Origin of the sequence: Providencia xihuensis (assembly GCF_041953405.1) — a bacterium.
GTDB classification, from domain to species: Bacteria; Pseudomonadota; Gammaproteobacteria; order Enterobacterales; family Enterobacteriaceae; genus Providencia; species Providencia vermicola.
This window is the reverse complement of record NZ_CP169565.1, coordinates 643,561-662,462: the sequence shown is the minus strand read 5'-3', so window position 1 is coordinate 662,462 and position 18,902 is coordinate 643,561. Positions and strand designations below refer to the sequence as shown.

Genomic DNA, 18,902 nt, shown 5'->3' with positions numbered 1-18,902 from the left:
TGTTTGCTTTATGTTAATAACAATAAAGCGCATGATAATTATCTGACTCACTATGGAAGGGGATAAAATGAGCCCACCTCAGTTTAGCGACCACCAGCAAACATTGATTGATTGCTGCCTAAATACCATTGCACACATTATCCCTATTACTGCGTCAGTGTATTACCTGGTCAACGACCACTGGCAGCCAGACAACTATGTGTTATATGGGATCCCTGCTCAAATGCACCGAGATTATCTGGCTTATTTTCATCAACTCGATCCACTCCATCCCGATAAATTTCGAGAAGATGATTTAAGATTAGTCAGGATGTCTCCTGAAATTCGTCAGCAAAATCAGGCTTTTTTTCATGATTTTATGCAACCTAATAATCTAACAGATATGGCTGAGATTTTTATTCGTCGGAAAAATAAAATTATTGCTGGAGTTTCAGTACTGCGAGACAGCCCGTTCTCGCAACACGAAATCATGCGGTTAAATGCGATTTTACCTGTTGCAGAGCTGATGACATTTGATATCTTGCCTGATTCTTTAGTATCTTACACACCAAAAGAACAAGAAATCATTCATTTGGTGCGTGAAGGCGCGAGTAATAAGCGTATTGCGTTGTTATTAGGCGTGTCATTATCCACCGTAAAAACCCATCTGCGTAATATCTTCACTAAAGCCAATGTCACTAACCGAACTGAACTTGTGTCATCAGGGTTTATTATTCGTCAGGAAAAGTTTTAATTAACTAGCGACCACCTGCCGCATCAATAATTGAACCCGTCACATAGGATGAAGCATCACTTAACAACCATGAAATAATTTCCGCAATTTCTTCAGGTTCTCCGCCTCTTTTCAGTGGTAACTGTGCCGCAACCCGATCAACACGCCCTGCTTCACCGCCGTCTTGGTGCATCTGCGTATAAATGTAGCCAGGACGAACACCATTAACACGTATCCCTAACTCAGCTAACTCTAATGACAGCCCCTTTGTAATGGAGTCTACCGCACCTTTTGACGCGGCATAATCGATGTATTCTCCAGGCGCACCTAAACGTGCTGCCGCTGACGAAACATTCACAATCGCTTTTTTATCAAAGTGGTTAAAATGGCGAGCCAGTTGGATAAACTCACGGCAACATATCAGTAGCCCAGTGACATTAGTCGCAAGAACAGTATTAATTCGCTGTGCTGTTAACGCTTCTGTTCTGCATTGCTGAAATAAAATACCCGCGTTATTTACTAAATAGTGCAAATCACCATGTTGCTGCTTAACGGTCTCGAACAGCTTAACAACCTCACTTTCACTGCTAATGTCGCATGGTAATGCATATGCGACACCTCCAGCCGCCTGAATTTCTGCAACAACCCCTTCCGCAGCCTGATGGTCGCTTTTATAATTAATAAGCACTCGCATACCGAGCCGTGCGAGTTGTAGTGCTGTTGCACGACCAATTCCTCGGCTTCCACCAGTAATCAATACCGTCTTCATACCACCACCTAGCTCAGAAATAAGATACAGCTATCATAGCCCTATTCTTCATCACCACGTGAATAAAAGCATAAAAAAACCCGGCACAATGGCCGGGAAGCAGTTGATTAATACTCAAAATTAACCACTAATAACGCACCATGACAGATTTTAACTCAGTGTAATACTCAATAAAGGCACTGCCAAACTCACGACCAATACCTGAAGACTTAATACCGCCAAATGGCACCGCAGGATCAAGGAAAGTGTGCATATTCACCCAAACCGTCCCCGCTTCAATACGAGAGATCATCCGCATCGCCTTACTGAGATCGTTTGTCCATACACTGGCTGCTAAACCAAATGGTGTGCTATTCATCATCTCAATCAGTTGTTCTTCGTCATCGTAACTTAAGAAGGTGCCGACAGGGCCAAAGGTTTCTTCCTTCATCAATACATCGTCTGGGCTATTCGCTCGAATGATAGTCGGCGGAACAAAATACCCCGCCCCTGTAATCGGCTGGCCACCATAAATAATTTCGCTGCCATCTTGGCGCGCTTTTTCAAATAGGCTGAGGATTTTTTCGTAATGGGCTTTGTTCGCAAGCGGCCCCATTTCGGTTGTTTCGTCTAATGGAGAACCTATTTTTATCGCAGATAAACGGACTTTAAGTTCAGCCAGTACCTCATCCATTAATTTGGATGGGATATAAAAACGCTCTGCCGCTGCACAGATTTGCCCTTGATTAAGGTAACCCGCTTCGATAATGCCATTCACGATCTTCTCAACAGGTAAATCCGCCAAGAATGCCGCACCGTTTTTCCCCCCTAGCTCTAATGTCACACGGGTTAATTTTCCTTCCATTGCTGTGCGCCCTACCGCCAGCCCAGTCGGTACCGATCCGGTAAAGGTCACTTTAGAACACAGAGGGTGTTGAATAAGTGCAGGCCCTACTTCGCGACCACCACCGTTAACGATATTAATCACGCCATCAGGAATACCTGCTTCTTTCGCTAATTCCGCCACGCGTAACATCGTCAGTGGCGTAAATTCGCTCGGCTTCAAGACAATGGTGCAGCCACACGTTAATGCAGCCGCTAATTTCCAAATGGAAATCATAATGGAGAAATTCCATGGAATAATCCCTGCAACAACCCCAACAGGCTCGCGTTGTGTAAACGCGGAATACTTTTCGCCATTAAATGATGGCAGTGACACATTTAACGTTTCACCGCTAATTTTTGTCGCCCACCCCGCGAAATAGCGTAAAAACTGCGCCGCCGACCCCACCTCAAGGAAACGGGAAAGTTGAATCGTTTTCCCTGAACATAGGGTTTCAAGCTGCGCGAGTTCTTCAAGGTGCTTTTCAAGTAAATCCGCAAGGCGGTTTAGGCAATTTCCACGTTCCATCGGTGTGGTATTTGCCCAAATACCTTTGAATGCCACATGTGCCGCACTCATTGCCGCATCCACTTCTGCTAACGTCCCTTCTTTGACTTTAGCGATAACCTGTTCAGTGGCTGGATTAACAACGTCAAAAAAAGTCTCACCCTTGCCAGAAATCGGCAAACCATTGATAAAATGCCCATGTTGACGTTTCAGAAATTCGCTGACTTCAGGTAATAGGGTTAACTCACTCATTGCAATCACTCCACTAAATAATAATTAATTAAGCATTCACACAAGCTAGGTAGTGCTTAACGAAACGCGGGGTATCAATTTCCCATAAGACTTCAGTACCTTTCGCAGCAAACCATGTATCGCCTTTATGGTACTCAACCGTCACACCCGTTTTAACATCTGTCAATTTAACTGAGCCTTCGTGTACTGTTGCCATTTCATCAAACGGATAAACCATTTTGAATTTGCCTGTTGTACACGCAAAAATACCGCAAGTTAGGTTATCCGTTGGCTCGCCATGAACCATCGCCACACTGGCTTGTGGGTCACCTTCGACAACTACAGAGCCTAAGTTTGTTACGCTACCAATGTTCAGCAGCTCTGGAAGCGGTTTATTCAGCAGTAATGGACTAATCATGATATTTACCTTTAATCGATTTCAATAAAATAATTATACGGATACGAATTATCGACGGCCTTGCCAGTAACCCGATGTTTGGTGCATGATTTTCGCAAGTGAAACAATCACATTACGCATGCTGTCTTTGCCAATAATATTGGCGTGAGGAATCGAACTCATTAAGTCATAACGATGAGAACCTTCCACCATGCCTTCAGCCAACACTTTGCACACGATCTGGCTTGGCGTTACGCCGAAACCTGAATATCCCTGTGCATAGAACACATTTTTATGTTGAGGCAAAGAACCTATTTGTGGGAAAAGATTCGCACTACAGGCCATCGGGCCACCCCACGCTAATTCGATTTTGACATCTTTTAGATAAGGGAAAACCTTCAACATTAAATTGCGATTCCAGGCTTTTAAATCAGACGGAATATACTCAAGAAAATGCGTTGAACTACCGAATAACAGACGGTTTTCGTTAGTGACCCGGTAATAATCAATCACAGGACGAATATCACTATATGCACCGCGGATCGGGCTAATTTGCTCAATTAATTCGTCAGATAGCGCTTCTGTCATTAATTGATAAGCGTAGGTATTGATGGTTTTTGGGTAAAGCGTGGGCTCAAGACCATTTAAGAATGAGTCACATGCCCATAACATTTTCTGTGCTTTAACGGTTCCCATCGCCGTTCTAACTTTGATGGTATTACCATACTCAACATTCAAAACTTGGCTATTTTCAAAAATCTTTGCGCCATAAATCTCGCTAACTGCTTTTGCCTCACCCAATAAGAGATTTAATGAATGTACATGCCCACCGCCCATGTGCTTGATACCACAGGTATAAGCATCTGAGCCGATAATCTGCTTTAGTTCTGAGCCACTATAAAATTCAATTTCTTCATCAGGATCAACAGATTTGAAATCTTTCAGCCAACTACGTAATGTTTTTTCTTGGCGAGCATTGCTGCCTAAATAAGCATATCCACGGCAAAAATCCGCATCAATATCGTATTTAGCAATACGTTCACGCATGATCCCTGCGCCCATATTGCTAAGCTTAAAGATGGTTTCTAACCCTTCTGGACCCACATATTTTTTGATTGCATCGATATCATGCCCAATTCCAGCCATCACTTGGCCGCCATTACGCCCTGATCCCCCGTAACCAAGGTAACGACCCTCCAAAATAGCGATGTTTGTGATCCCTTTTTCGCATAGTTCAAGCGCTGTGTGGATCCCTGAAAAACCTCCTCCGATGATCACGACATCCACATCAAGATCTTCTTTCAGTGTTGGAAAACGCAAATCGTATTTCTTTGTTGCTGCGTAATAAGTTAATGATTCTACTTGGTTATTCATAATGGATACCCTGTTTAGTATCTTGCAATACCTCGATTATCTTAACCTTGCATTAACAATTACATAGCCCTTTAGGGACATTTAAAACAAAGATTTAACAAATGTGAGCCAGGTAGAATATTTAAATAAAAACAAAATATTTTTAAATTATTTTTTTTATTTTAAATTCAATTGGTTAATTAAATATTTCGATATTAATAATAATTAAATACATTTTTTCAAAAAAATTTAAATTAACATAACAAAAAAACGCAATCATATGATTATTAAAATATAATTATAGTTCTTCATTATTCGCACTGCATTTATACTCATGCTATACAGTCACTGAATTACTCGATTCATTAATAAATTAAATAGTTCAGCTTGCGAGTTAATATTCAATTTTTGGTAGATATTTTTACGATGATTTTTGACTGTACCAAGGCTAATAAAAAGTGACTCTGCAATTTGAGGTGATCCTTTGCCTTCCAGAATCAACTCCACTACCTCACATTCCCTTGGCGTGAGGCCGAAACGAGTTTGCCTATCTGCATTTTGATAGTGGTTCGATACCACATTGGGAGAAACTTCTTTATGCAATCGAGCCATGCTGCAAATAATTTCAAACGCTTCTTTTAAGGGGGCTTGAGTATATTTTTCTGAGAAAAATGGTCTGTCTTCATTACCAAAAAATATTCCCAATTGCCTATCCGCAGAAATTTCCAGCAACAGTCCTGCTTCGTCACACCAGCCCGTTTTGCGATAAAAATTCAGGTAATAATCTGTATGATAAAAACCTTTAGGTGCCAATTCCTTCAATGTAAGAACCTTGGACGTCCCTCCTTTTTGGATCTCTTGGTAAAAAGGATCCATTAAATAAGCGCCTCGCTGATAGATTCGGTTCACACTATCACTGTTTCGTCGTTCAACTTTTGAAAGAAAACGTGGAGGCGTATCCTTTTCAAAGGCATACACGATGGCATTATCAAAAGCGATAAAGGATGATAACCATGATAATAAATTAGGATAAAACTGGTTAGTTGCAACAGAATCAATCACATCAGGTAATTTAGTGAGATAATTATCCATTCCGCCCCCAAGTTTGTTAACTTATTAATAAATTAAATATGGCTCATAAATACATTAAGCCAAAAGAATATAAAAAACACATTATTTGTATAAGCTCAAACCACTTGTTATTAATATGTTAATCAAATCACAGTATCGTCCAAAAGTATTAATATTTTGTTACTAAATACTTGAGTGATGACAGATAAACAAGAAGCAGATCACAGGAAATTTCACCATAATTTCTTAGTCTACCTCATCAATAAAAGCGTTTTAGACAAGGAGATATGATGTCTTCACACAAAATTATTCTGGATTGTGACCCTGGCCATGATGATGCCATGGCGATTTTATTGGCTCTGGGTAATCCAAGTGTGGAACTATTGGCTGTCACCACCGTTGTGGGGAATCAAACCCTAGAGAAAGTCACTCACAATGCACGCGCGCTCCTTGAATTTGCGGGCGCAAGACATATCCCGATTGCCGCAGGTTGCCCACGTCCATTAGTTAGAGACATTCAGAATGCTGCTGAAGTGCATGGAATTAGTGGGTTAGATGGCACACATCTCCCTGAACCAACATTACCCCTTGATAAGCGCCATGCTGTTGACCTGATCATCGATACGCTTAAAGCTCATCCTGCAAAAACGGTTACATTAGTGCCCATTGGCGGGCTAACAAATATCGCCCTTGCGGTAAGAAAAGCCCCTGAAATTGTTGAATTAGTGAAAGAAATCGTGCTAATGGGTGGTGGATACCATACGGGGAATCGTTCAGCTGTCGCCGAATTTAATATTGCCATCGACCCAGAGGCCGCACATATCGTTTTCAACGAAAAATGGCCATTAACAATGGTTGGATTGGATTTAACTCACCAAGCAAAACCAACAGATGCCATCATGGCTAAAATTGCCGCGCTCAATACACCAATTAGCCGATTTGTTGTTGAATCGTTGAACTACTATACGGCAGGGTATCGCCAACGTAACGGCTACAGTGACCATGCGCCCGTTCATGATCCTTGTGCTGTTGCCTATGTTATTGACTCCTCAATGATAGAAACGTGCAAAGCCCCTGTTGATATTGAGCTTCAAGGAACGTTAACGCTTGGAATGACAGTAACCGACTTTCGCGCTCAAGCCCCCGCGGATTGCCATACACAAGTGGCGACGAAGCTTAATAACCAGCGGTTATGGGAAATGTTTATCGATGCGCTAAAGCGATTAGATAAATAGTAAAAAGGTAGCTTATTCCGCTGCATAAGCTACCTGCTTTGAATACTAGTCTTTGATAATATCTTTTAATTTCGTATAGCGCCTAATTAAACGCCACTTTAATTTTACCGTTGTCGCATGGTTCCACACAATTTCCCAATATCCTTTGTCGAAAAATTGCTGCACCATTTCTTTACGAATTTCAGGGGATTTAATCGCAAGTAAAGCTTGAACAACGCCTAATCCCTCTTTACCTACTTGCCAAATACACGCTGGTGCTTGTTTGACTTGTTCAGGATAACGCTGGTAAATCGCTAATAACATATCGATAATTTTCAAATAAGTATTAATTTTACGCACTGACCGTTCGTCACCGCTCAACGAATGAGAAACAGACTGGTTGTGGATCAAATAGCGATAATATTGCTCATTAATAAATTGCACACGTTTCGCAACCAATAAAACCTCAGTTGTCCAGGGAATATCTTGATGATGCAGCTTCGGCTCAAAGAAAAAGTTATGTTGGCGCAGCATATCTAAACGGTATAGATTCAGCCAAGTTACGTGCAAAAATTTACGTGAGCTTAGCCCTTTTTCTAACCATTCAGGGCCACTTATCACCCCTGTAGAGGCTACCTTATTTGGCGGGAATATCGCTTTCGGTACATCGCCATTAGTATAAACATAGGTACCATTACAAGTTGCAACATCTAAGTCACCCGCTAATGCAATTTCTAACAATCTGCCATACATTTTCGGGCTAATTTCATCATCGATATCAGGAAATGTAATATATTTCCCTGTCGCTTCAACCATTCCAGTATTACGAGCAACTGACACGCCTTGGTTTTCTTGAGACAAAATCTTCAGATGACTGAATTTATCTTCATACTCTTTGATAATTCCTTCGCTGTTATCCTTAGAGCCATCATTAACAACAATGAGCTCCCAATTTTCTAAATTTTGCGCTAATAGACTATCAAAGAACTGAGGTAAAAACTTTTCACCATTATAAACCGCAACAACAATACTCAAAACTGGTTGAGAAGACATGTATTAACCCTATACCAATCGATTTAAAAGTACTAACCCAATGCAACATTGCTCAATAACATAAACAAACTCACCTGGTGAGTTTTTAGAAATACCCTAAATTAGAAAAGAAGAAACCATATTGGTTCCATTGTCATAAAAATTTCATAATCCAATAACTCTAGGCATTCTTCTTAAAGGAATAATTAAAAATTCGAATATGTTATAAACTCTAATGAACTAATTATCACTTGATCAGCCTAATAAACATTAACGACATCTTAAACAAACTTAATTGAGGATCTCTTGTGGCTGGAAGTAGTTTACTGACCTTACTTGACGATATAGCAGCCGTGCTTGATGACGTCGCAATGATGACAAAAATGGCCGCGAAAAAAACATCTGGTGTTCTAGGAGATGACCTTGCTTTAAATGCTCAGCAAGTATCAGGCGTTCGTGCTGAACGAGAAATTCCTGTTGTCTGGTCCGTTGCTAAAGGCTCATTTCTCAATAAATTAATTTTGGTTCCTCTCGCTCTATTGATCAGCGCGTTTATTCCCTGGGCTATCACGCCTTTATTAATGTTAGGTGGCGCTTACTTATGTTTTGAGGGGGCAGAAAAAATTGCCCATAAAATTTTTCACTCTAATGCAAAATTAGCAGCGAAAACACACTCGGTGCCTGAAGAAAAACTGGCTGAATTCGAAAAAGAAAAAATCAAAGGCGCTATTCGCACTGATTTTATTTTATCCGCTGAAATTATTGCAATTACATTAGGCATTGTATCTACCACAACGATTATTAATCAACTCGCAGTACTATCTCTTATTGCTGTTATTATGACTATAGGTGTTTACGGGCTCGTTGCTGGAATTGTTAAACTTGATGATTTAGGGTTTTATCTGCAAAAGAAAACATCAGCATTACTACAAAAAATAGGCAATGGGCTTATTTATACCACACCATATCTGATGAAAACACTTTCCGTTGTCGGCACAGCCGCAATGTTTATGGTTGGAGGTGGTATACTCACTCATGGCATTCGCTATATGTCTGAATGGATTGAAGAAATATCCTTCACTGCCTTATTAACACCTATTATTGGGAGTACTATGCAGTTTATCCTACCGACAATAATTAACTTATTTTTTGGCTTCATTGTTGGTATGTGCCTTGTTATGGTTTTATCTTTAATCAAGAAAATTCAAAAAGCCTAATACCAAAAATAGAATACGGCTTTTTATCCGCATTATTCTATTTTTTCGCTTGATGAAATAAAAACTTTTCTACTTAGATTCCTATTAATTTACTTTCTCTCACATTATCGATGTATAATAAAATACATATTGATAGGTTCAAATTTTGTGTATTTTAGGGATTATTAAACCTACCTTTTAGAAATCATAAAACATCTAGTCTGATCTAAATCAAAAGAAACTCACCTTTAATTTACGTTATAATACGTAACCATTATCAGAAAAAACACAAAGCAGCCTATTTTTACCTATTAATATCAACAAGTAAGGATAATCGCAGATTTCAATCTTCTATTTTCAGCGCGTTATACGCAAATTAAGTCCTTTAAGTTAATACTAAGGTAGTATATTTAATTAGGTTACCTTTATGAACAATATCGCCAACCTAATCTTAAAACTAGTTGTACCACGGATTTTTGAGGAACTATAAATGCCGACTCTGTATCGTCGATTCTCTATTATTAACCAAGTTATTGGCCTAATGTTGCTAATTGCTATCCTTGGAATTATAGGAATGACGATTTCAAATAGAATGATTATCAGCGTTCAAGGTAACGCTCACGCAATCAACAAGTCTGGTTCATTACGCATGCAGAGCTACCGGCTGCTCTCATTAGTTCCTCTTAATCAGCAAAATCAACATTACTTAGATTCTCTAGAAAGTGATTTACTAAGCCCTGAACTCACCCAGGTCGTCAAAGTTGAAGATTTAACGCCACAATTTAATGAACTTCACAACTTTTGGCTGCTTACATTACGCCCTACATTAATAAATGCAAATACACCAAATGATGCAAGATATGAAGTTATTTCGTTTGTTAATAAGCTTGATGAGTTAGTCCACAGCATTGATGAGAAAACTGAAAGAAAAATAGCCTATGTCGCCATGACACAGCTCATTTTCATTAGTTTAGTATTCTTACTACTCATGGGAACTATATGGCATTTGCGGCGAAAAATTTACTACCCATGGATGAAATTGCTATCAATGGTAACCGCTATTGGACAAAAAGATTTCAGTCAACGCTATCCAAAAAATAACCGACAAGACGAGTTAAATGCATTGGGTGAAACATTGAACCAAATGTCAGAAGAACTCGCACAAAGCTATCACCAATTAGAAGAAAGGGTGGCAGAAAAAACGGCCGACCTTACGAAAAAAAATCGTGTATTGTCCTATTTATACCAGTCGAATCAAATTCTTCACTCATCTGAACCACTTTATTTAAGACTGCAAAAAGTCCTGATTGAACTGAAAAATATTACAATATTAAATAATCTGAGTTTACGGTTATATGAAGATAGCAATGAAGCTTATTTTCACAAAATCAACTGTCAGTCGATAGGATTAGATGGCGAATCTCCCCATTTAAATGAGCAGCAAGATAGTTTATTAGCAAATGAAAAAATCACAATTTTACAGTGGGAGTTGTCAGATAACATGCACCGTTATGGTGTCATTATCGGTGAAATAATGGCTGACCAAACTCTATCTGATGAACAAAACAATTTAGTCTCAATGTTAGTTAAACAAATATCTGGCATGCTCGCAATGGAACACCAAATTGAACAACAGCAACAATTATTAATTATGGATGAGCGCTCGGCCATTGCACGTGAACTACATGATTCAATTGCACAATCACTATCTTGTTTAAAAATGCAAATTAGCTATCTACAATTGCAACCTGAACCATTACCCGAAAAACCTCAGCAATTATTAACTGAAATGCGCAGCGAAATTAACACCGCTTATAGTCAGCTAAGGGAGCTTTTAACTACTTTTCGATTAAAATTAACTGAACCAGGGCTACTACCCTCTTTAGAGAGTACGATTAGTGAATTTAGTGAGCGGATGGGTTATACGATTAAGTTACACTATGATATTCCAGCGAAGAGTATCTCACCACATCAATCAATTCATATTATACAAATAATCCGAGAAGCCCTAAGTAATATTTTAAAGCATGCTAATGCAAGTTGGGCAGAAGTCTCATTAACACAAAATTCAGGTATTATTTGTATCAAAGTTATCGATGATGGAGCTGGAATCACTGCAAATGTCGACAAACTCAATCACTATGGTTTAATTATTATGAGAGAAAGAGCCCTTAGCCTTAATGGCGAATGTTTTGTTATACCCAGACCTCAAGGCGGAACAGAGGTTAAGGTAACTTTCCCTTTATCTGACGCTTAATACACCAGAGAGAATCATCTATGGAAAATACAAATACAACGAATGATAAATCAACCATCCTGCTGATTGATGATCACCCAATGCTACGAAATGGCGTGAAACAACTGATTAGTTTAGAACCTTCATTATACGTTATAGGTGAAGCTGGTGATGGGAAAACAGGAATTCAAATCGCAGAAGAACAAGATCCTGACCTCATTCTTCTAGATCTCAATATGCCAGGCATGAATGGGTTTGAAACACTCGATGAGTTAAGAAAAAGAGAGCTGTCAGGCCGGATCATTCTCTTCACCGTCTCAAATTATAGCGATGACTTAGTGAATGCTTTAAAACGTGGTGCTGATGGCTATTTATTAAAAGATATGGAGCCAGAAGAACTTATTGTCGCACTTAAAGAAGCCGCAAGTGGGAAACTGGTTGTTAGCCCAACACTCACATCTGTTCTTGCTGAATCTTTACGTGATAATCCTAACAATAATGAAAATAATATCGCGACCCTAACACCAAGAGAAGCTGATATTTTAGAGTTAATCTCACAGGGACTTTCTAATAAAATGATCGCTCGTAAACTCGATATCGCAGAAAGTACTGTAAAAGTACATGTGAAACACTTACTTAAAAAATTAAACTTAAAATCTCGTGTAGAAGCTGCTGTTTGGGTTTTACAACAAAAATAAATATTAAAAGTGGCAGTACAAATAATAATATAGCTGCCATTTTAAAATAAATACACTGTGAACATAAATTAAGTATTATGAATAAATAGCTCAATTCTACAATTTTATTTTTTTAGTTATAATAAACTACAGCAATAATTTTAATGATAGGAATCAGGTCGATGGAAGATGAATTAATTTTAGTTAACGAAAATGATGTTGCTATCGGCACTATGCCCAAATTACTCGCGCATCAACTCGGCCGCTTACATCGTGCTTTTTCTATCTTCGTTTTTAATGAACAAAATGAGCTCTTAATTCAACAAAGAGCACCACATAAATACCACTCTTCTGGTCAGTGGGCTAACACATGTTGTAGCCATCCAAAACCCAATGAAGAAACGCAAAGTGCAGCTGAGCGTAGACTTCAAGAAGAATTAGGTTTTACTACACCACTAACCCATGTAGGCTCTCTTATATATCGAGCCGATGTAAATGGCGGGTTAATTGAACATGAATATGACCACCTATATGTTGGCCACTATAATAAAATGGTTTATCCCAATGTAGAAGAAGTCTCATCCATCCGTTGGATTAGTATTTCTAAACTTATTTCTGAAGTTAACCAACAACCAGATATCTTCACGCCTTGGTTTAAAAAAATACTGACTAAATACCCATCCTTACATTTTAGTAGAGATTAAATAATGTTTTGAAGATTATATTTTACAATTAAAAATATAATCATTAATTAGTCTTACTTCTTTCGAAAGTGATTTATCCTCACCATTTAACTCTATGAATTCACTTATCGCACGGTAAATACCCTCTGTTTTTGGAGATAATAAATAAGAGGAATCTTTCGCTTTTCTTAGACTAATCGCTTGCACCACACATAAAAAAACAATTGAAATTAACTCATATCCATATGTTAATTGATTTTGTAATTTTTCAGCAACTAATTGCGCATTTGTCGCTGTATCTTCGACATTACCTGCGATAGAAAAGTAATCTAATGAAACAGGCATTGCTAGATTTTTAATTCTCATCCCCAAAGCAACTGCAGGTTTTTCAATAGCACCAAGTGCATGAAATGCTGTTTTATTACCCAAAAATCGGGTTAATTGTGTAAAATAAGGATCATTGAGTTTTACTATCTGCTGCACATTTGCTAATGCATTATGAGCTATCGCTAAACTTAATTTTTCAACGGCTAAGACCCAAGGTAATGTTTCAAAGTTCCCACTTGGAAGCACAGCCTGATGATCATAATTCCCAGTCAAACTATTATTTACATTTTTAGTGAGCACACATGGATTATCATTTGAACCGTTAACCTGAATAAGAAGTTGCTTTTTCGCTTGCTCATAACTTAAACGCAATTCTGCTAGTCGATATACCCCGCAGCGATAGCTTAATGGATCTTGTAAATGTCGTTCATCATCATGAGACTCTAGCGAAGAACCAATTAATAAATTTCTAAGTTTAGCGCCCATTACAATAACTTCAGGGTAAGCACAAGCATCCAAAACCCGTTGATTTAAAGGTGAGAGATTACCATTTAAGGCTTGTAAATTTAAACAATACAGCAATTCACTTATATTTATATAATGCGCTATTTTTAATAACGCAACTGCTGTAATAGCAACAGAATAAGCATTTGAACATAATAAAGATAGTGAATCTTTTGCCCAGGGCTCTATGGGGGTGATTCCAACAAGTTGAAGTGCCTTTGAAGAAGGCATTGTTTTACCTTGGTAAATTACCGCTCCTTCACCTAGCATTGTCAGTCCTATATGACTCAATATAGTAATATCCCCCTCACCAATCGAGCCAATACTGGGTATACAAGGAATAATATCTTTGTTAAGCAATTCAACATAACTACTAATTATTCTAGGCTGAATTCCACTATAACCATTGAGCAACATGTTTATATGAATCCCCATTACAGCCCTAACTAAACAACTATCTACAAGCTTACCTATCCCCACAGAATGTGCACGTATCAATTTTTTATTAAAAACAGTCGATTTCTCAATTAGCTCTTCAGTAAATTTTCCATTTAACTTTATATATTCTGTATCTTTATTTAAACCAACTCCCACTGTTAGACCGTATATTTTTGCACCTTTTTCTGCTTCTGATATTAATACTTTATGGCTTTTATCTAATTGTTCCATTGCTGCCCCCTCCACAGCAATACATTCGCCGTTCATAATTAATTTTACATCATGAAGTTTCAAATTTTTTCCATTTAATAAAATCATATTCCCCCTAAAAAATAGAATAAAAAATAAGATAATTATCAACTATCCTTTTCACTTACTTATATTAAACACTAATTTTTTATTTTTAAACGTCAACTATCAGTCATTATTCATTAGAGATAAATTAATAATAATCATTAAGTAATGCTATTATTTTAAATAACAATATTGTTAAGCATAAAAATACTTACCAAGGAGATTATTGATAAGCTTGCAAGGATTCCTATCCTTTAATTACAAGTCATAACAATGTAAACATAAAAAACATAACATGCTGATGACACAATGATTAGTTGCTAAGTGGATTATTGATAAGCTTACAAAGATTTCTCCGTTTTAATCACAAGTCATAACGACGTGAACACAGAACACGGATCACACAACGATGAGTTGCTAAGTAGATTATTGATAAGCTTGCAAAGATCCCCCCGTTTTAGTCACAAGTCATAATGACGTGAACACAGAACACGGATTACACAACGATGAGTTGCTGAGGGGATTATTAATAAGCTTAGAAGAATTTCTCCGTTTTAATCACAAGTCATAATGACGTGAGCACAGAACACGGGTAACACAACGATTGGTTGCTGAGGGGATTATTGATTCGCTTAGCTTGCGTTATTTATCTCGTCATCTCGGCCTTTTCTTGGCCCCATTCCCCAAACGCAAAAAAGCCACCCAATGGGTGGCTTTCTCACTAATTTAATGTCTGGCAGTTCCCTACTCTCACATGGGGAGACCCCACACTACCATCGGCGCTACGGCGTTTCACTGCTGAGTTCGGCATGGGGTCAGGTGGGACCACCGCGCTATTGCCGCCAGACAAATTCGGTTTGTTCGCGTTTAGCTCAACACACTTTCGGTATCTTGCTAAACCCAAACTTCAATCTTGAACAAGCTGCTGTGTCCTTCACCTTTCGGCTTCTCACCCACATTCGAAAACTATCTCGTCTCTCTAAAACACCTTCGGTGTTGTCAGGTTAAGCCTCACGGTTCATTAGTATTGGTTAGCTCAACGTATCGCTACGCTTACACACCCAACCTATCAACGTCTTAGTCTTAAACGTTCCTTTAGGACCCTTAAAGGGTCAGGGAAGACTCATCTCAAGGCAAGTTTCCCGCTTAGATGCTTTCAGCGGTTATCTTTTCCGCACTTAGCTACCGGGCAATGCCATTGGCATGACAACCCGAACACCAGTGGTGCGTCCACTCCGGTCCTCTCGTACTAGGAGCAGCCCCTTTCAATCTTCCAACGCCCACGGCAGATAGGGACCGAACTGTCTCACGACGTTCTAAACCCAGCTCGCGTACCACTTTAAACGGCGAACAGCCGTACCCTTGGGACCTACTTCAGCCCCAGGATGTGATGAGCCGACATCGAGGTGCCAAACACCGCCGTCGATATGAACTCTTGGGCGGTATCAGCCTGTTATCCCCGGAGTACCTTTTATCCGTTGAGCGATGGCCCTTCCATTCAGAACCACCGGATCACTAAGACCTACTTTCGTACCTGCTCGAGCCGTCACTCTCGCAGTCAAGCTGGCTTATGCCTTTGCACTAACCGCATGATGTCCGACCATGCTTAGCCAACCTTCGTGCTCCTCCGTTACTCTTTGGGAGGAGACCGCCCCAGTCAAACTACCCACCAGACACTGTCCGCACCCCGGATAACGGGGCAACGTTAGAACATCAAACATTAAAGGGTGGTATTTCAAGGTTGGCTCCACGCAGACTGGCGTCCACGCTTCAAAGCCTCCCACCTATCCTACACATCAAGGCTCAATGTTCAGTGTCAAGCTATAGTAAAGGTTCACGGGGTCTTTCCGTCTTGCCGCGGGTACACTGCATCTTCACAGCGAGTTCAATTTCACTGAGTCTCGGGTGGAGACAGCCTGGCCATCATTACGCCATTCGTGCAGGTCGGAACTTACCCGACAAGGAATTTCGCTACCTTAGGACCGTTATAGTTACGGCCGCCGTTTACTGGGGCTTCGATCAAGAGCTTCTCCTTACGGATAACCCCATCAATTAACCTTCCAGCACCGGGCAGGCGTCACACCGTATACGTCCACTTTCGTGTTTGCACAGTGCTGTGTTTTTAATAAACAGTTGCAGCCAGCTGGTATCTGCGACTGGCTTCAGCTCCATGGGTAAACCACTTCACCTAATGCCAGCGTGCCTTCTCCCGAAGTTACGGCACCATTTTGCCTAGTTCCTTCACCCGAGTTCTCTCAAGCGCCTGAGTATTCTCTACCTGACCACCTGTGTCGGTTTGGGGTACGATTAATGATAATCTAGAGCTTAGAGGCTTTTCCTGGAAGCGGGGTATGAGCTACTTCGCCACCGTAGTGACTCGTCATCAGACCTCAGCATATAGTGAACCGGATTTGCCTAATTCACCTGCCTACATCCTTAAACCGGGACAACCGTCGCCCGGCCAGCCTAACCTTCTCCGTCCCCCCATCGCAATTATCACCAGTACGGGAATATTAACCCGTTTCCCATCGACTACGCATTTCTGCCTCGCCTTAGGGGTCGACTCACCCTGCCCCGATTAACGTTGGACAGGAACCCTTGGTCTTCCGGCGTGCGGGTTTTTCACCCGCATTATCGTTACTTATGTCAGCATTCGCACTTCTGATACCTCCAGCATACCTCACAGTACACCTTCACAGGCTTACAGAACGCTCCCCTACCCAACAACATCTAAATGTCGCTGCCGCAGCTTCGGTGCATAGTTTAGCCCCGTTACATCTTCCGCGCAGGCCGACTCGACCAGTGAGCTATTACGCTTTCTTTAAATGATGGCTGCTTCTAAGCCAACATCCTGGCTGTCTGAGCCTTCCCACTTCGTTTCCCACTTAACTATGACTTTGGGACCTTAGCTGGCGGTCTGGGTTGTTTCCCTCTTCACGACGAACGTTAGCACCCGCCGTGTGTCTCCCGTGATAACATTCTTCGGTATTCGTAGTTTGCATCGAGTTGGTAAGTCGGGATGACCCCCTAGTCGAAACAGTGCTCTACCCCCGAAGATGAGTTCACGAGGCGCTACCTAAATAGCTTTCGGGGAGAACCAGCTATCTCCCGGTTTGATTGGCCTTTCACCCCCAGCCACAAGTCATCCGCTAATTTTTCAACATTAGTCGGTTCGGTCCTCCAGTTAGTGTTACCCAACCTTCAACCTGCCCATGGCTAGATCACCGGGTTTCGGGTCTATACCCTGCAACTCATTCGCCCAGTTAAGACTCGGTTTCCCTACGGCTCCCCTATACGGTTAACCTTGCTACAGAATATAAGTCGCTGACCCATTATACAAAAGGTACGCAGTCACACCCTAAAGGGTGCTCCCACTGCTTGTACGTACACGGTTTCAGGTTCTATTTCACTCCCCTCGCCGGGGTTCTTTTCGCCTTTCCCTCACGGTACTGGTTCACTATCGGTCAATCAGGAGTATTTAGCCTTGGAGGATGGTCCCCCCATATTCAGACAGGATAACACGTGTCCCGCCCTACTCGTCGAGTTCACAACACTAACACCTTCGGATACGGGGCTATCACCCTTTACTGCCAGCCTTTCCAGACTGTTCTCCTGATGCTAATGCTGATTAAGACTCTGGGCTGCTCCCCGTTCGCTCGCCGCTACTAGGGGAATCTCGGTTGATTTCTTTTCCTCGAGGTACTGAGATGTTTCAGTTCCCTCGGTTCGCCTCGTTTGACTATGTATTCATCAAACGATAGTGCAACGAATTGCACTGGGTTTCCCCATTCGGACATCGTCGGTTATAACGGTTCATATCACCTTACCGACGCTTTTCGCAGATTAGCACGTCCTTCATCGCCTCTGATTGCCTAGGCATCCACCGTGTACGCTTAGTCGCTTAACCTCACAACCCGAAGGTGTCTTCTGATAACGAGTGACTGTGCTTCATGATTTCGGCGTTAGTCCGTGCGCGCAATGCTCACGTACCTTAAGTACGCTGCGCTTGCTGTGCGCGGGCTGCCTTGAACTCATTTCGCTCGTCGACTCGATAGGTCAAAATACACGATTCAAGTTGAGATTTTTGAGAGACTCTCACATTGTTTAAGCGATAAACAATGTGCGTTGTTTTCAATTTTCAGCTTGTTCCAGATTGTTAAAGAGCATAATTGTTAAACCAACTATTTGCATAATTGGCTTAATCATTATTGGGGACATCGTCTTTCACTCGATATCGGCGCAATTGGCGTCCCCTAGGGGATTCGAACCCCTGTTACCGCCGTGAAAGGGCGGTGTCCTAGGCCTCTAGACGAAGGGGACACGAAAATCACAAAAACTTTTTGCGCTTTTCATGTAAGCCCTATTCTTGCGAATAAGTCTCCCACGTATAGCCTATTGC

13 protein-coding genes, 1 tRNA gene and 2 rRNA genes are annotated in these 18,902 nt (G+C 40.7%); 6 read left to right on the top strand and 10 right to left on the bottom strand.

The genetic code is table 11. The annotated features are described in order from the left end of the window. Positions 1-67 precede the first annotated feature (67 nt). Complete coding sequence (locus ACE2AL_RS02845; RefSeq protein WP_206084470.1) at positions 68-733, top strand: helix-turn-helix transcriptional regulator; 666 nt, start codon at positions 68-70, stop codon at positions 731-733. A 4-nt stretch (positions 734-737) separates the two neighbouring features. Here the strand turns inward: ACE2AL_RS02845 and ACE2AL_RS02840 are convergent, their stop codons facing one another. The 5 genes from ACE2AL_RS02840 to ACE2AL_RS02820 all read right to left on the bottom strand — a co-directional run bounded on the left by ACE2AL_RS02840 (position 738) and on the right by ACE2AL_RS02820 (position 5,923). Beyond that, a complete protein-coding gene (locus tag ACE2AL_RS02840) occupies positions 738-1,481 on the bottom strand; it encodes an SDR family oxidoreductase (protein ID WP_272538952.1) in 744 nt (247 codons plus the stop codon). Positions 1,482-1,608: 127 nt separating this feature from the next. Continuing rightward, positions 1,609-3,102, bottom strand: coding sequence for an aldehyde dehydrogenase family protein (locus tag ACE2AL_RS02835; RefSeq protein WP_272538951.1), 1,494 nt, complete (start codon positions 3,100-3,102; stop codon positions 1,609-1,611). 28 nt (positions 3,103-3,130) lie between these two features. Then, on the bottom strand, positions 3,131-3,499 hold the full coding sequence (locus ACE2AL_RS02830) for a cupin domain-containing protein (protein WP_272538950.1): 369 nt from the start codon (positions 3,497-3,499) through the stop codon (positions 3,131-3,133). 48 nt (positions 3,500-3,547) lie between these two features. Next, complete coding sequence (locus tag ACE2AL_RS02825; RefSeq protein ID WP_047757442.1) at positions 3,548-4,852, bottom strand: FAD-binding oxidoreductase; 1,305 nt, start codon at positions 4,850-4,852, stop codon at positions 3,548-3,550. 324 nt (positions 4,853-5,176) lie between these two features. Continuing rightward, the gene (locus ACE2AL_RS02820) at positions 5,177-5,923 is read right to left on the bottom strand and encodes a helix-turn-helix transcriptional regulator (protein ID WP_206084465.1); all 747 of its coding nucleotides are present in this window, start codon (positions 5,921-5,923) and stop codon (positions 5,177-5,179) included. Positions 5,924-6,192: 269 nt separating this feature from the next. Here ACE2AL_RS02820 and ACE2AL_RS02815 point away from each other — a divergent pair, with 269 nt between their 5' ends. Next, positions 6,193-7,137 (top strand): nucleoside hydrolase, encoded by a 945-nt coding sequence (locus tag ACE2AL_RS02815; protein WP_206084463.1) that lies wholly within the window; start codon positions 6,193-6,195, stop codon positions 7,135-7,137. 45 nt (positions 7,138-7,182) lie between these two features. On the opposite strand, the gene ACE2AL_RS02810 is transcribed toward ACE2AL_RS02815, so the two are convergent. Continuing rightward, positions 7,183-8,169, bottom strand: a complete 987-nt coding sequence (locus ACE2AL_RS02810; protein ID WP_272574303.1) for a glycosyltransferase — start codon at positions 8,167-8,169, stop codon at positions 7,183-7,185. A 287-nt stretch (positions 8,170-8,456) separates the two neighbouring features. On the opposite strand from ACE2AL_RS02810, the gene ACE2AL_RS02805 reads away from it, so the two are divergent. From ACE2AL_RS02805 to idi, 4 genes are all read left to right on the top strand, one after another. Next, a complete protein-coding gene (locus tag ACE2AL_RS02805) occupies positions 8,457-9,365 on the top strand; it encodes a DUF808 domain-containing protein (protein WP_206084459.1) in 909 nt (302 codons plus the stop codon). Positions 9,366-9,834: 469 nt separating this feature from the next. Then, entirely contained in the window at positions 9,835-11,601 is a 1,767-nt protein-coding gene (gene narX, locus ACE2AL_RS02800; RefSeq protein ID WP_375083953.1) for a nitrate/nitrite two-component system sensor histidine kinase NarX, read from the top strand. Positions 11,602-11,621: 20 nt separating this feature from the next. After that, positions 11,622-12,278: a two-component system response regulator NarL gene (narL, locus tag ACE2AL_RS02795; RefSeq protein ID WP_206084456.1), complete on the top strand. Its 657-nt coding sequence runs from the start codon at positions 11,622-11,624 to the stop codon at positions 12,276-12,278. Positions 12,279-12,439: 161 nt separating this feature from the next. Continuing rightward, the gene (idi, locus tag ACE2AL_RS02790; RefSeq protein WP_272538946.1) at positions 12,440-12,961 is read left to right on the top strand and encodes an isopentenyl-diphosphate Delta-isomerase; all 522 of its coding nucleotides are present in this window, start codon (positions 12,440-12,442) and stop codon (positions 12,959-12,961) included. A gap of 15 nt (positions 12,962-12,976) precedes the next feature. On the opposite strand, the gene ACE2AL_RS02785 is transcribed toward idi, so the two are convergent. The 4 genes from ACE2AL_RS02785 to ACE2AL_RS02770 form a co-directional block, all read right to left on the bottom strand. Then, entirely contained in the window at positions 12,977-14,527 is a 1,551-nt protein-coding gene (locus ACE2AL_RS02785) for an aromatic amino acid ammonia-lyase (protein ID WP_353167318.1), read from the bottom strand. Between the two features lie 707 nt (positions 14,528-15,234). Continuing rightward, positions 15,235-15,350, bottom strand: a 5S ribosomal RNA gene (gene rrf / locus ACE2AL_RS02780). Positions 15,351-15,503: 153 nt separating this feature from the next. Further along, positions 15,504-18,410: ribosomal RNA gene (locus ACE2AL_RS02775) — 23S ribosomal RNA — on the bottom strand. A 337-nt stretch (positions 18,411-18,747) separates the two neighbouring features. Then, positions 18,748-18,823: transfer RNA gene (locus tag ACE2AL_RS02770), tRNA-Glu, on the bottom strand. Positions 18,824-18,902: the final 79 nt, after the last annotated feature.